Genomic DNA, 14062 nt, shown 5'->3' on the forward strand with positions numbered 1-14062 from the left:
GTGGCCGATCGGCCGGCCGCAGGCAACGCTCGCAGCCCGATCCAGCCTATCGCGCCGGGCGACTACAGTGGATACCGAGGCGCCACCGGCGCCCACCACCCGTTGCCGAGGAGACATCATGGTCGACCAGATCACCCCAGAACAGGCTGCCGAGCGCCAGCTCGCCGGCGCCACCATCATTGACGTGCGAGAGACCGACGAGTTCGCAGGCGGCCACGCGAAGGGCGCCGTCAACATTCCCCTCTCACAGCTGCAGTCACGCTTTGACGAGGTGCCCGATGTCGACGACCTGCTGGTGATCTGCCAGGCGGGCGGCCGCTCACAGAAGGCCTGCGAATGGCTCGACACCCAGGGCATCCCGGCGACCAACATCTCGGGCGGCACCGCCCAGTGGATCTTCGAGGGTCTGCCCGTCGAGTGATCTATGGCCGTGCGATCTCAACGGCTGAGGCAAGGGTCTGTGCTGCTTGGGCGCGATCGACTCTGACCAGGGCAAAGGCCGCCACGACCAGCGCGGTCACCGCGTCGACCAGCCGCTGACGCTGTGACGCTGGTTGGGCTGGGTGCGCAGCCGCCATCCCTTGGCCAATGGCCTCAGCCAACGATCTGCGATACCGACGCACGGCATTGGCCACCTCGGGGCGCTGCCCGACCGGTGCGGCAGCGGAGTTGATCAGCAGACAGCCAAACCGTGCTGCCTCGCCCGTTCCACGACCGAACATCTTCTGCAGCCCATGCAGGTAATCGGCAAGCGCGTGAGCTTCGACGGCTTCTTGCTGCAGCGGCCGCAGCGGTGGATACACCACTTCGGTCAGGTAGCTGGCCACCGCCGCATCGAACAACCCGTCTTTCGAGCCGAACTCGTTGTAGATGCTTGAGCGACTCAGCCCCGTCGCCGCCTCGAGCTGTGGAATCGAGGCCACCTCGAAGCCCTGCGCCCAGAACACCGAACGAGCTTGGCGCACCACTTCAGCGCGGTCGAATGCGCGAGTGCGTGGCATCGGACATCTCCTTGACATTCTGTGTATAGTGATCCTGCGCCCTAATTGTAACAATCGTTACAGATTGGGCGTGCGTCACACTCGCCGATGACATCGTCGGCACTGCCTGGGCGTCAGCGCTGGCTGACTGATCGAACCTCAGCTGGGTCAGGGGCGCGCTCGGATTAATCTGGAGGATCTCATGCTCATCACCGCCCTCACGCTCGCCGCACTCGCGGCCGCGCTGCACGTGTTCATCTTCGCCCTCGAGTCGCTGCTCTGGACCACACCGAAAGCGCGTGGCGTGTTCGGCATGAGTGCCGATGAAGCCCAGGCAACCCGCGAAATGGCGTTTAACCAAGGGTTCTACAACCTGTTTCTCGCCATCGTCACGGTGATCGGCATCGTGCTGACCGTCAGTGGAAACGCCGCGGCGGGCATTGCACTGGTCTTCGCTGGTGCCGGCTCGATGGCCGCAGCGGCGCTCGTGCTGTTTGCCCGCAGTGCCGCGAACCGCCCCGCAGCGATCAAGCAGGGCACGCTGCCACTGCTTGCGGTGATCGCACTGCTGTTCGCGCTGTGATCAGCGACCGACGAGCAGCGCACTCCAAATGACCACCTGCACCTGCGGCAGGCGCGCTACGAGAGTCTGCGCCGTGATGATCAGCGGAGTCACCATAGCCCACGCCGTGAGGTAGATGATGATCGCGCGCCACCAAGTGACTCGGCGCGCGATCAGCCAGGCACCGATCAATAGCAGCACTGGTACCGCCACTCCCCAGCCGGTGAGTGCCCAACGGGTCCACGGGACATCTTCGAACACCGCGTGCCAACCGCTGTCTTCGTTGAAGAAGCCGAAAGCCACTGCCTGCCAAATGGGGTAGGCGAACGCGATGGCCGCAGCGATCAGGCCAGCGATCGCGCCTTTGCGCAGTGACTGCTTGACTGAGGCTGCGTCGAGCTCTGCCTCGTCGACCTCAATGTCGGCGAATTCGCTGCTGGTCATGCCGCTCCTTCAAGGATGCTGGGAATGAGCTGGTTGATCACCAGCGGCCACGGCGCCAATGCGATCAGGCCGACCAACACCCACGCCAGCTGCCACGGCCAGCGGCGACCACGCACGGTGACCAGCCCGAAGACCAGCCACAGCACTGGTGCGCCCACGCTGAGAGCGAGCTGCGCCCGATCGACCGGGTCGAACAGCGGCTGCGGCGGGTTGCTGAAATATGGCCAGGCGATGCTCAGCCAGCTGAGGGCGAACACTGCGAATGCCCCGATGAGCGCGCCGTAGGTGATCAGTGCGAAGCTGGAAACCTCGGCCAGCGGGCTCTCTTCGTCAGCCTCATCTTCGTTGCTGGCGCCGTCGCCATCGTGCTGCGTGCGCAGCCCGGTACGAGCTTCGTCAGCAGCCTGTTCAGGCCAATACAGGCCCTCGTCGTCGTCAGGGGCCTCACTCGGCCGCCCAGTCGATGGTGTGCTGCCCACAACGCTCCTCAGTCAGCTACTGGTGGATGAGATGCGACCGCGCGCCGTGCGCATCCAGCCGTGCTCGAATAGTCATGATACGGCAAAACGGAGCCGCGCCTTGGTCTTGCACAGGCGCAGCCCCGTCTCACCGTGCTGCAGAGGTCGTGGTGACAACCTCAGGTGGATCGCCGATCGACGATCAGCGTCGGATCACTCGTGGCGACCGACGTGGCCTTCAACATAGTCGGCGTCGATCGCGTTCTCTGACCAGGAGAAGAGCTTGCGCAGCTCTTTGCCGGTCTTCTCGATCGGGTGAGCCTCGCCCTCGGCGCGCAGACGCTTGAACTCGGGAGCGCCGGCCTTCTGGTCGGCGATGAAACGCTCGGCGAACGCGCCCGACTGGATGTCGGCGAGCACTGCCTTCATGTTCTCTTTGACGTGGGGATCGATCACGCGCGGGCCCGACACGTAGTCACCGTACTCGGCGGTGTCAGAGATCGACCAACGCTGCTTGGCCAGACCGCCCTCGTTGATCAGGTCGACGATGAGCTTCATCTCATGGCAGACCTCGAAGTAGGCGATCTCGGGCTGGTAGCCGGCCTCGGTCAGCACCTCGAAGCCGTCTTGGATGAGCCTCGAAAGACCACCGCAGAGCACTGCCTGCTCGCCGAACAGGTCAGACTCGGTCTCTTCAGTGAAGGTGGTCTTGATGGCGCCGGCGCGAGTGCCGCCGATGCCCTTGCCGTACGACAGCGCAGTCTCGAACGCGTGGCCGCTCTCGTCATTCTCGACGGCAACCAGCACAGGCACGCCACGGCCGGCCTCGTACTCGCGACGCACGGTGTGACCGGGGCCCTTGGGTGCGATCATCACAACGTCGACGCCCTTGGGAGCCTGGATGTAGCCGAAGCGCACGTTGAAGCCGTGTGCGAACAGCAGAGTCTGCCCCTCTTTGAGGTTGGGCTCGATGTCGTTCTTGTAGATATCAGCTTGGTACTGATCAGGAGCCAGAACCACCAGCACGTCTGACCACTTCGTGGCCTCGGCGTTGCTCAGTACCTCGAAGCCGAGCTCCTCAGCACGGGTCTTGGTCGGCGAGCCGTCACGCAGGGCGATCTTCACCTCGACGCCCGAGTCGCGCAGGTTGAGCGCGTGAGCGTGGCCCTGTGAGCCGAAGCCGAGAACGGCGACCTTCTTGCCCTGGATAATCGTCAGATCAGCATCGTCGTCGTAGAAGATTTCAGCCATCAGTGTTACTCCATTTCGTTTGTTGTTGACTTCTTTGGTTCATCGGTGGCGGGTCAGACCCGGCCCACCCGATCGGTGATCGAGCGCGAGCCGCGGGCCACTGCGAGCAGACCCGACTGCACGATCTCGCGCACTCCGTACTGATCGAGCAGCTTCAGCAGCGCCTGATTCTTGGCTGGGTCACCGGTGACCTCGATCACGACGGCGTCGTGTGAGACGTCGACCACGCGGGCTCGGAACAGCTCGACCAACTCGACAATCTGCGATCGGGTGCCAGCTTCAGCCTTGACCTTGATCAGCAGATGCTCGCGGAATACTGAGCTCTCCGGCTCGAGCTCGACGATTTTGATCACGTTGATCAGTTTGTTGAGCTGCTTGGTGACCTGTTCGAGCGGTTGCCCCTCGACATCGACCACTACGGTGATGCGCGAGAGCCCCTCGACCTCGGTGGTGCCCACCGCAAGTGACTCGATGTTGAACCCGCGACGGGCGAACAGCCCAGCGACACGGGTCAGCAGACCTGGCTTGTCTTCGACCAGCAGCGACAGCACATGCTTGCTCATGCTCACTCCTCCCCGTCGAACGCAGGTGACGAATCTCTGGCATATTGCACAAAGTCGTTGCTCACACCCTGTGGCACCATCGGCCAGACCATGGCGTCGGCCGAGACCACGAAGTCGATGACGACTGGGCGGTCGTTGATGCCGAGCGCCCATTCGATGGCCTCATCGACCTCGTCAGCGCTGGTCACCCGGCGCGCAGCCGCACCGTAGGCGTCGGCGAGCTTCACGAAGTCGGGAATGCGTTCAGAGCCCGCCCCGGTGTTCAGCTCGGTGTTGGAGTACCGCTGGTTGTAGAACAGCGTCTGCCACTGCTTGACCATGCCCAGCGACGAGTTGTTGATAATCGCGACCTTGATGGGGATGTCGTTGATGACGCAGGTGGCCAGCTCTTGGTTGGTCATCTGGAAGCAGCCGTCACCGTCAATCGCCCAGACCACACGATCGGGCTCGGCGACCTTGGCCCCCATGGCGGCAGGCACGGAGTAGCCCATGGTGCCGGCGCCGCCTGAGTTGAGGAAGGAATTGGGCCGTTCGTACTTGATGAACTGAGCGGTCCACATTTGATGCTGCCCCACGCCGGCTGCGTAGACGGCCTCTGGCCCGGTGAGCTCACCGATGCGCTGGATCACGTATTGTGGTGCCAGCAAGCCGTCGGTCGGCTCGGTGTAGCCGAGCGGATAGTCTTCACGCAGCTTGTCGAGATGCTGCCACCACTGCGTGAGATCGGGAGCCTGGCCGGCGATGTCAGACTCGAATTGCGGCACCAGCTCGTCGAGCACCTGGCGAAGGTCGCCGACGATCGGCACGTCTGCGTGGCGAATCTTCGAGATCTCGGCAGGGTCGATGTCGACATGCACAATCTTGGCCAGCGGCGCGAAGGTTTTGACATTGCCCGTGACACGGTCGTCGAAACGGGCACCGAGGCTGACGATGAGATCAGCCTGCTGCAGTGCGAGCACCGCAGGCACCGTTCCGTGCATACCCGGCATACCGAGGTTCTGCGGGTGTGAGTCGGGGAATGCGCCACGAGCCATCAGCGTGGTGACCACTGGTGCACCGGTAGCCTCGGCAAGTGCGAGCAGCTCTGCGCTTGCGCCCGAGCGAATGACGCCACCGCCGACGTAGAGCACAGGACGGCGAGCTTCGGTCAGCAGCTGGCTTGCCGCCTGAATCTGGCGGCCGTGCGGCTGCGTGGCGGGGCGATAGCCCGGCAGGTTGACCTCAGGAGGCCATTGGAAGTCGGCGAGCCCCTGCTGAGCATCTTTCGAGATGTCGACGAGCACTGGGCCCGGACGACCGGTGGTGGCGATCTCGTACGCTGCCGCGATGGCCGGCGCGACCTCTTCGGCTTTGCGCACCAAGAACGAGTGCTTGGTGATCGGCATGGTGATGCCGACGATATCGGCTTCCTGGAATGCATCAGTGCCGATCAGCGATGAGAACACCTGACCGGTGATGGCCAACAGCGGCACGGAGTCCATGTAGGCGTCAGCGATGGCTGTGACCAGGTTCGTGGCGCCGGGGCCCGAGGTGGCGATAGCCACGCCGACGCGTCCGCTGGCGCTCGCGTAGCCTTCGGCTGCGTGGCCCGCACCCTGCTCGTGACGCACCAAAACGTGGCGCAGCCCCTGAGCATCCATGAGCGGGTCATAAGTCGGCAGGATCGCACCGCCGGGCAGCCCGAACACGTCGGTAACCCCGAGGCGCTCGAGCGACGAGATGATGATCTGTGCCCCGGTGAGCTGCTCGCGGTGTGCTCCCGGCGACGGGACCGGTTTCTGGGCGGCGGACATGTCAGTCATTCCTTGATCGTGGTGTGTGGGGTTGTGTCGCGTAACGGTTATGCGGCCTGAGCACAGCTTCGTCGTGGCGACTGTGCGGCGTCATTGCGATGATCACCTTGCGTTCGCTGGTATCTGTTGCCCACCAGCGGCTCGGTCGGCGGGGTGGTGCCGTCCGGATGCGCACCAGACCAAACTACCACACTGCAGGTGAGGTGCTGCGGCATGCTCATAGGTTCTCGGTCAGCGTCAGGTGTCGCCGTCGCAGCGCTGCCATGCCCATCAACACATTGGCCAGTGCACGTGGGTCGGCCACGCTGTATTCTGCCGCAGTGCGCCCATCACCGACGTGCACGCCCAGATCGCCCTTGCCAAGCGAGCGAAACACGTCTTCGTCGGTGCGATCATCGCCTGCGTAGAACACCGCATCGGCGTGCACGTGCTCGCGCAGTCGCTGCACAGCCTGCCCCTTGTCGGTCTGCTTCAGCGAGAACTCCAGCACATCGTGCCCCGGCAACACCCGTGCAACCGGCAGCTCTTGTGCAATGATCTCGCGAGCCTGACGCTGCAGATCGGCGGCTTGATCGTCAGGCACGTTGCGAGTGTGCAACACCGCACCTACGGGTTTGTGTTCGATCCAGGCGCCGGGCACTCGAGCGATCAGATTCTCGAGACGCGTGCCGAGATCAGAGACATCGCGCACCGTCTGCGTGTTCAGTGGTTGCGGGTCTTCAGCGCCCGACTCAAGCTGCACCTGCGCACCATGCGAGCCCACCAGCAGCAGCCCCCGCGGCGCATCGGCCACGGCCCGCAGCGAGTCAAGCGCGCGACCAGAGACATAGGCAACGGTCGTCTGCCGCAACTGCCACAGTCGAATTACCGCCAGGTGTGCGTCGGCGAGCGACCGCGAGTCAGCCGGGTTGTCGGTGAACGGCGCAACCGTGCCGTCGAAGTCAAGTGCCACCAGCAGCTTGGGCACTTCGACGATGCGGCGCACCGCGGTGTCGAGATCAGTGCTCATGGTCGGCCTCTGAAGTGTTCTTGCGGTTTGCTGCGCTCACCCTGCGCAGCTCAGCGAGATAGGCGTCAGACCAGCGTTCGACGTTGTCTTCGCTGACACGTCGGCGCATGACTCGCATGCGTCGGGTGCGCTCTCCGTCGGACATGTCTCGGGCCTGCAGAATGGCCTCTTTGACTCCGTCGATGTCGTGGGGGTTGACCAACAGCGCCGTTTTGAGCTCGTCTGAGGCACCTGCAAACTCGCTGAGCACCAGAACGGCGTCGTTGTCGACGTGAGTGGCGACGAATTCTTTGGCCACGAGGTTCATGCCATCACGCAGCGCGGTGACCAGCAGAATGTCAGCTGCTAGGTAGAACGCCGCCATCTCACGTCGGGGAAAGCTGCGATGCAGATATTGGATGGCCGGTCGGCCGATCACCGAATAGTCACCATTGATGCGTGCCACGGTGAGTTCAATCTCATCGCGCAGCCGTCGATAGGTCTCGACTCGCTCGCGACTGGGCACTGCGATTTGAATGAGCGTCGTATCGGCCACGCTGATGCGCCCCTCCTCGAGAAGCTCGCCGTAGGCTTTCAGACGATGCCGGATGCCCTTGGTGTAGTCGAGACGATCGATGCCGAGAATGACATGTGCCGGGTCGCCGAGTTCACGACGGATCTGCCGTGCTCGACGACGCACGGCAGGGTCTCGCCCGAGCTGCTCGAACTCATCGGCATCAATGGAGATCGGGTAGTCGCCGAACTCAACTTCGTGTGAGCCAGCCGGGCTCTCATCTGCCGCGACGATGACGTTGCGACGCGGAACCACTCCAAGCACCGAGCGTACCGCCCGCGAGAAATTGCGGGCATCTTCGGATCGTTGAAAGCCGATCAGGTCAGCACCGAGCAGTCCTTCGAGAATCTGAGCGCGCCACGGCAGCTGCGCGAACAGCCCATATGACGGAAACGGAATATGGTCGAAGAAGCCGATGGCAAGGTCAGGGCGCAGCCGCCGCAACAGCTGAGGCACCAATTGCAGCTGGTAATCCTGCACCCAGACTGTGGCGCCTCGTGCGCTGATTGCAGCGACCTGTTCGGCGAAGCGCTGGTTGACCGTTCGATAGCTCTCCCACCAGATGCGATGGTAGATCGGCGGCGCGATCACGTCGTGGTACAGCGGCCACAGCGTGGCGTTCGAGAACCCCTCATAGTAACGCTCGAGTTCAAGCTCGCTGAGCGTGACCGGATAGACATGGAACGAACCACCGCGAGACCCACCCTCGATCTCGAAGGGATCAAAGTGCGCGTCCGGTACGCCGGGCCAGCCCACCCAAGCCCCGCTGGAACGTTCCATAACCGGTTCGAGTGCAGTGACCAAACCACCGGGCGACCGTGCCCAACTTTGTTGCCCATCGGCGTCGGTGACACGGTCGACGGGCAGACGGTTGGAAACCACCACAAGGTCGAACTGTCGTGTCTTCGCGTTCACGCCGCTCCTGTCTGTCTGATTGCTCAGACGCTTGTTGCCGGCACTTTCATGCTATCCCATGCACCCGACACACGCTCAGACTCGGATCATGACCCCCACAGCTGCGCAACCAAGGCGTCGTACAGTTCTGTCGCCGCGAGCGCATATCCCGCGCTGTTGGGATGCGTTCCGTCGCCGTAGTATTCCGTGTTCCAGCTGCCGTCGGCCTCACGCATGCGCTGCCACGGATCGCAACTGCCCCAGCCACGATCAGTGGCAAGAGCCACCAGCTGTCGGTTGTACTCGACGACGTCGTCGAGATGCCGGATCAGCGGTGGAATCTGTGCCACGATCACCTTGTCGAGACCAACAGCACTCACGATGGCCTCGAGGTTGTCTGCGGATTCGTCGAATGAGACGTTGGAGGGCAGATCGTTGGTGCCTGCCATGATCAGCAGCGCGTCTGCTCCGGTGACGGGCGCCGCTGATCGGGCCATCGTCGCAGTATCGGCCCCGACCTTCGACCATCCACCAATCAAACGCACAATGCCCGTCTGATACGCGGCAGCCCAGCGACCGGATGCTTCGACTCCGGTGACCTGCTCGACCACACCGACACTCAGCGAGTCGCCGACCACTGCCACTGCCACTGATGCACCGGGCGTTTCGTCGTCGAAATGCTGCAGCGTCAGACCGCTTGCTTCAGAGAGCACCCGGCTGGTCGAGGCACACGCAGACAGCGCCCCCGTCGCCATCAGCCCGAGGCCAGCAGCGATCAGTGCTCGTCGCGAAGTGAGCCCAGACATGTGTCGATTCTATCGATCCACCGGTCGCGAGCCCCCTGCAGCAGCCGAGCGCAGCCCAAAGGCCGCCCAGAGCGCCACTGCGACAACCACTCCCGCAGCCACGAGAGACATCACGCCTCCGGCATGAAACAGCGCGGCCCGCGCCGCGGTCTCGATCTGCGTGGCGATCTCCGGAGAACGCTCCTGTGCCACAGCGAGCGCACCGGCGAGCGTCTCACGTGAGCGCTGCACTTCTGCGTCGCTCAGCCCTGCCGGAAGCATCAGCCCAGCCCGGTAGACCCCGGCCGTGATACCACCGAGCAGCGCCGCGCCAAGCACGGTGCCGAGCTCGTAGGCCGTCTCAGAGACCGCAGCTGCCGCCCCGGCGCTCTCCGCAGGCACTTCTGAGACGACCACCTCGTTCGAGACGGCCTGCGATGCACCGAACCCGGCACCGACAGCGGCCACCAGCACGAGAACCGCAGCACCGGAGGTGCTGCCGAGCAGCGCATAGCCGGTGAATGACATTGCCGACAGCGTCAACGCAGCCACCATGACCGGCCGCCGCAGGCGTGCACTGACCACACGACCGACCACGAACGACGCGGTGGCCGTGGCGACCGCGCCGGGCACCAGCATCCACCCGGCCGTCATCGAGTCGATACCGAGGCCGAGCTGCAGCTGTTGCGCAGCGAAGAGCATGAGGCCGGTCGTGCACATGAGCGCCACCAGGTTCGCCGTAATCGAGACGGTGAAGCGTCTGCGTCGAAACAGTGACATATCGAGCAGAGGATGCTCCAGCTGCAGTTGTCGACGCACGAAGAGCGCACCTGAAATGACACCGAACACTGCGAACACGAGGCTCAGCTGCCATCCGTCTCCCACTGCCACACGCTTGAGCGCGAACACCGAAGAGGCCATGGCCGCCACCGACAGCACAACGCTGGGCACGTCGATGGGCCCGCTGCCCGGGGCGCGGGTGACCGGCACATGAAACGGTCCGAACACCAGCAGCGGTGCGAACAGCGGCACAGCGATCAAGAACACCGACCCCCACCACAGGTGCGCCAGCAGAAAACCACCGAGAATCGGCCCGAGCGCGGCCCCGATGGCCCAGCAAGAGGTCCAGATGGCCACCGCAAGACTGCGCTGGCGCCCTTCGACGAAGAGCACCCGAATCAGCGAAAGCGTTGCGGGCATCAGCATCGAGCCGAAGACCCCCATAGTGGCACGCACTGCGACGAGCATCTGCGCTGAGGTGGCGAAGCCCGCACACACCGAGGCGATGGTGAACCCCCACGCGCCGATCAGCAGCATGCGCCGGTAACCGAAACGATCAGCCAGTGACCCCATCATGACCAGCAGGCCGGCGAGCACCAGAGGGTACACGTCGACGATCCAAAGCAGCAGCACGGCGCTGGAGTCGAATTCGGCCGAGATCGCCGGCAGCGCGAAGCTCATCACCGTGTTGTCGGTCGACACCACCAGCACCGAGCACAGCAGCAAGGCAAGCGAGAACCAACGCCTGGCATCGCTCCAGCCGGCGGTTGCTGAGACAGTCATTTGCGTCGCCGCCGCAGGCGCCACCAGACGAATGCCGCCACGGCCAGCAGCAGCACAATGATCACCACCCACTGGAACATTCCGACGAATTCTTCGATGACCCCGAAGTTGGCGCCGAGGGCATAGCCGGCCAGGATCAGCACAGTGTTCCAGATGAGGCTGCCGAGGGCGGTCAGCGGAAGAAATACCCGAAGGCGCATACGTTCGATGCCAGCCGGAATCGAGATCAGGCTGCGAAACAGCGGAATCAGCCGGCCGAAGAAGACGGTCGCCGGGCCGTGCTTGAGAAACCATCGTTCGGTGGCAGTGATGTCGTCGGTGTTGATCAGCGGGATGCGCGCGGCAAGCCGGATGAATCGGTCCCGTCCCAGCCACGCCCCGAGAGCGTACAGCGCCAGCGCACCCACCACTGAGCCGACCGTCGACCAGATGATCACCGCGACGAGGTCGAGCTCGCCGGTAGAGGCTGCGAACCCGGCCAGCGGCAGAATGGCTTCGCTGGGAATCGGCGGAAAGAGGTTCTCGGCGGCGACCAGCACGGCGACGCCGAAGGCTCCCAGTGCGCCCATGATGTCGGTGATGAAGTTTGCATAGACGCCGAGATCGACGCCGTCGGGTGTGGTGACCGTGCTGTAGGGGATCATTCCGCGGTGTCTTTCTGTGGTCATCGCGTAGTGCAGCAGTGCATTCGTGGTGCGCCCCCTGGGACTTGAACCCAGAACCCGCTGATTAAGAGTCAGCTGCTCTGCCAATTGAGCTAGAGGCGCTCAGAACTCGTCCGAGCCAAGAGACAACGATAGCACCAGATGTGCGCGCGCACAAACCGCCGACGTGCCTCACGTTCTTTGAGCGCGTGGTGGCTGTTGGTGCCTCAGCTTCTGTGAGCGCGAAGCTTGCCTGTGTGGAAGGCAAGATACCTATGGCCGCGAGAAGGCACGTCACGAATAAGCTCCGTACCGCGTATCGGAAGGCATCGAAGGCCGAGAAGGCCCGGATCCTTGACGAGGTGGTCGCGACGACGGGGATGGGCCGGTCGACCGCTCGGCGGATGCTGACCGGGCCTGCGCTACCGGCCCCGGCCGAGCAGGTCGACCGGCGCAGGCTGCGGCCCAAGCAGTACAGCGACGACGCGCGGAGCCTGCTGGAGCGCGTGTGGGCGTTGATGGGCATGCCGTGCGGGAAGTACCTGACCGTGATGCTGCCGCTGTGGCTGCCGCTGCTGAACGAGGCCGGCGACCTGGACAAACCGTTCGCGACACCCGCGACGGTCAGTGAGTTGGAGGCGATGAGCGCCGCGACGATCGACCGGTACCTGGCCCCGGCGCGCAAGACGATGCAGCTACGGGGCATCTCGACGACGGTCCCGGCCCCGGCGGTGTTGCGCAACTCGATCGGCCTGTCCAAGGTTGGGGATGCCCCGCCTGCGACACCGGGTGTGATCGAGGCGGACACCGTCGCGCACTGCGGACCCACCTTCGCCGGGGAGTTCGCCCGCACCCTGACGATGACCGACCTGGTTACCGGGTGGACCGAGAACGCCTCGATCCGCAACAACGCGTCCCGCTGGATCGTGCAGGCCGTGGGCCAACTGCGGGACGCGTTCCCGTTCCCGCTGACCGTGTTCGACTCGGACAACGGTTCCGAGTTCATCAACCACGACGTCGCCGACTGGCTCCAAGAGCGCGACATCGCCCAGACCCGCTCCCGTCCCTACAAGAAGAACGACCAGGCCACCGTGGAATCCAAGAACAACCACGTCGTCCGCAAGCACGCGTTCCACTGGCGCTACGACACCGCTCAGGAACTGGCCCTGCTGAACGAGCTCTGGCCGCTGGTGTCACTGCGGCTGAACTTCTTCACCCCGACCAAGAAGCCGCTCGAGTACTCCACCGCCGCGGACGGGCGCCGACGCCGCGTCTACGACAAGCCCGCGACCCCGTGGCAGCGCGTGCTCGCCTCCAGCATCCTCACCGACGAGCAGACCACCAGCGTCGCCGCGCGGATCGAGGGCATCAACCCGGCCGACCTGACCCGGCAGATCAACAAGATCCAACTCCGCCTGATCGAACTATCCCAACACAAGACCGAGGCCATGGCCGCATCCCGCGGGCTCGATATGGCATCCTTGAAACCGTCGATCCGTCGACTCACAACAACCAAATGAACCGCAAGCCTCGCGCTCACAACCCGTGAAGCACCAGCTCACCTCTCGCGCTCACTATTCAGTGAGGCACCTCGACCGCGACTAGACTCGCCGGTATGAGCACCGAAACCACGCGCTTGCAGGCGGGCGACGCCGCACCAGAGTTCCAGCTGCCCGACGCTGAGGGCAACACCTTCGATCTCGCCGACCCACGCGGCCAGAAAGTGGTGCTGTACTTTTACCCCGCCGCCGGCACGCCTGGATGCACCACCGAGGCCTGCGATTTCCGCGACAACATCGCTTCGTTGCAGAGTGCCGGCTACCGCGTGGTCGGGGTGTCGAAGGATGCTCCAGCCAAGCTCCAGCGCTTCGCTGAGACGCAGGCACTGCCGTTTTCACTGCTGAGCGATCCTGAGCTCACGGTGCACCGCGCTTATGGGGCCTACGGCACAAAGAAGCTCTATGGCAAAGAGGTTCAGGGTGTCATCCGCTCGACGTTCGTGATCGACGAGCAGGGCGTCATCTCGCTGGCCCGGTATAACGTGCGAGCCAAGGGCCATGTTGCATCGCTGCGACGGGCGCTCGGCCTCGACGACTGAGCCGTTCAGTCGCGACGGCTGCGGTCGCTCGTGGCCTCGACAACAGCCGGGGTGAACAGCAGCACCCCTTCGACGACAGCTGGGAGCACCAGGGCCAAGCAGATGACCACACTCGAGGTGCTGCCCCCAAGGCTGCCCACGCCCAGTGCGGTCATCACCAACTGAACGAAGACTGCTGCCGAGCGCGCCCATGCCCGCCCAGCCCGCAGGCCACGCGCAGCCAGCAACACCCACAGGCCAAAGCCGACCAGCACGACGATGAGCGCCAACGCGAGTGGCACCGACTGCGGCGTGGCGATCACCATCTCGAGTGCGAGCCATGCTGCCCAGCCCAGCGCAGCCACCGCCTCGAGCGTCAGCAGAGCTGCAGCAAGCCTCAGCTGCCAGGACTGTGCGGGGTTCGCCATGGTGATCCTCTCCGATCGTCGTCACCATCTTATCGACGCCTTGGACCCACAGGATTGT

The 14062-nt window shown here is 64.1% G+C and carries 16 protein-coding genes and 1 tRNA gene; 4 read left to right on the plus strand and 13 right to left on the minus strand.

Annotation, left to right across the window (positions count from 1 at the left end):
- The first annotated feature begins 118 nt into the window (after positions 1 to 118).
- Positions 119 to 421 carry a rhodanese-like domain-containing protein gene (locus G557_RS0102085; protein WP_036960308.1) on the plus strand — a complete coding sequence of 101 codons (303 nt, stop codon included), beginning with the start codon at positions 119 to 121 and terminating at the stop codon, positions 419 to 421.
- A gap of 1 nt (position 422) precedes the next feature.
- On the opposite strand, the gene G557_RS0102090 is transcribed toward G557_RS0102085, so the two are convergent.
- The gene (locus G557_RS0102090; protein ID WP_028244768.1) at positions 423 to 1001 is read right to left on the minus strand and encodes a TetR/AcrR family transcriptional regulator; all 579 of its coding nucleotides are present in this window, start codon (positions 999 to 1001) and stop codon (positions 423 to 425) included.
- A 181-nt stretch (positions 1002 to 1182) separates the two neighbouring features.
- On the opposite strand from G557_RS0102090, the gene G557_RS0102095 reads away from it, so the two are divergent.
- Positions 1183 to 1563 carry a DUF1304 domain-containing protein gene (locus G557_RS0102095; protein WP_028244769.1) on the plus strand — a complete coding sequence of 127 codons (381 nt, stop codon included), beginning with the start codon at positions 1183 to 1185 and terminating at the stop codon, positions 1561 to 1563.
- Here the strand turns inward: G557_RS0102095 and G557_RS0102100 are convergent, their stop codons facing one another.
- From G557_RS0102100 to G557_RS0102155, 11 genes are all read right to left on the minus strand, one after another.
- Positions 1564 to 1986: a hypothetical protein gene (locus tag G557_RS0102100; RefSeq protein ID WP_028244770.1), complete on the minus strand. Its 423-nt coding sequence runs from the start codon at positions 1984 to 1986 to the stop codon at positions 1564 to 1566.
- On the minus strand, positions 1983 to 2465 hold the full coding sequence (locus G557_RS0102105; RefSeq protein ID WP_028244771.1) for a hypothetical protein: 483 nt from the start codon (positions 2463 to 2465) through the stop codon (positions 1983 to 1985). Before G557_RS0102105 ends, G557_RS0102100 begins: the two co-directional genes overlap by 4 nt.
- Before the next feature lie 192 nt (positions 2466 to 2657).
- The gene (ilvC, locus tag G557_RS0102110) at positions 2658 to 3695 is read right to left on the minus strand and encodes a ketol-acid reductoisomerase (protein ID WP_028244772.1); all 1038 of its coding nucleotides are present in this window, start codon (positions 3693 to 3695) and stop codon (positions 2658 to 2660) included.
- Between the two features lie 53 nt (positions 3696 to 3748).
- Positions 3749 to 4258 (minus strand): acetolactate synthase small subunit, encoded by a 510-nt coding sequence (gene ilvN / locus G557_RS0102115; RefSeq protein WP_028244773.1) that lies wholly within the window; start codon positions 4256 to 4258, stop codon positions 3749 to 3751.
- Positions 4259 to 4260: 2 nt separating this feature from the next.
- Positions 4261 to 6051, minus strand: a complete 1791-nt coding sequence (locus tag G557_RS0102120) for an acetolactate synthase large subunit (protein ID WP_028244774.1) — start codon at positions 6049 to 6051, stop codon at positions 4261 to 4263.
- Positions 6052 to 6268: 217 nt separating this feature from the next.
- On the minus strand, positions 6269 to 7060 hold the full coding sequence (gene otsB / locus G557_RS0102130) for a trehalose-phosphatase (RefSeq protein ID WP_028244775.1): 792 nt from the start codon (positions 7058 to 7060) through the stop codon (positions 6269 to 6271).
- On the minus strand, positions 7050 to 8528 hold the full coding sequence (locus tag G557_RS0102135) for an alpha,alpha-trehalose-phosphate synthase (UDP-forming) (RefSeq protein ID WP_051224147.1): 1479 nt from the start codon (positions 8526 to 8528) through the stop codon (positions 7050 to 7052). Before G557_RS0102135 ends, otsB begins: the two co-directional genes overlap by 11 nt.
- A gap of 86 nt (positions 8529 to 8614) precedes the next feature.
- On the minus strand, positions 8615 to 9313 hold the full coding sequence (locus tag G557_RS0102140; protein WP_028244777.1) for an SGNH/GDSL hydrolase family protein: 699 nt from the start codon (positions 9311 to 9313) through the stop codon (positions 8615 to 8617).
- Between the two features lie 9 nt (positions 9314 to 9322).
- Positions 9323 to 10855 (minus strand): MFS transporter, encoded by a 1533-nt coding sequence (locus G557_RS0102145; RefSeq protein ID WP_028244778.1) that lies wholly within the window; start codon positions 10853 to 10855, stop codon positions 9323 to 9325.
- The gene (locus G557_RS0102150) at positions 10852 to 11499 is read right to left on the minus strand and encodes a DedA family protein (RefSeq protein ID WP_051224149.1); all 648 of its coding nucleotides are present in this window, start codon (positions 11497 to 11499) and stop codon (positions 10852 to 10854) included. Before G557_RS0102150 ends, G557_RS0102145 begins: the two co-directional genes overlap by 4 nt.
- A gap of 47 nt (positions 11500 to 11546) precedes the next feature.
- Positions 11547 to 11622 (minus strand) — tRNA-Lys (locus G557_RS0102155).
- Positions 11623 to 11735: 113 nt separating this feature from the next.
- Here G557_RS0102155 and G557_RS0102160 point away from each other — a divergent pair.
- Both G557_RS0102160 and bcp read left to right on the plus strand, forming a co-directional pair.
- On the plus strand, positions 11736 to 13019 hold the full coding sequence (locus G557_RS0102160; protein ID WP_211220503.1) for an integrase catalytic domain-containing protein: 1284 nt from the start codon (positions 11736 to 11738) through the stop codon (positions 13017 to 13019).
- Between the two features lie 95 nt (positions 13020 to 13114).
- Positions 13115 to 13597, plus strand: coding sequence for a thioredoxin-dependent thiol peroxidase (gene bcp, locus G557_RS0102165; protein ID WP_028244781.1), 483 nt, complete (start codon positions 13115 to 13117; stop codon positions 13595 to 13597).
- Between the two features lie 5 nt (positions 13598 to 13602).
- Here bcp and G557_RS13215 read toward each other — a convergent pair whose 3' ends face one another.
- Positions 13603 to 14004 carry a hypothetical protein gene (locus G557_RS13215; RefSeq protein WP_028244782.1) on the minus strand — a complete coding sequence of 134 codons (402 nt, stop codon included), beginning with the start codon at positions 14002 to 14004 and terminating at the stop codon, positions 13603 to 13605.
- Positions 14005 to 14062 lie beyond the last annotated feature (58 nt).

The organism is Pseudoclavibacter soli DSM 23366, assembly GCF_000423505.1.
Lineage (GTDB): Bacteria > Actinomycetota > Actinomycetes > Actinomycetales > Microbacteriaceae > Pseudoclavibacter_A > Pseudoclavibacter_A soli.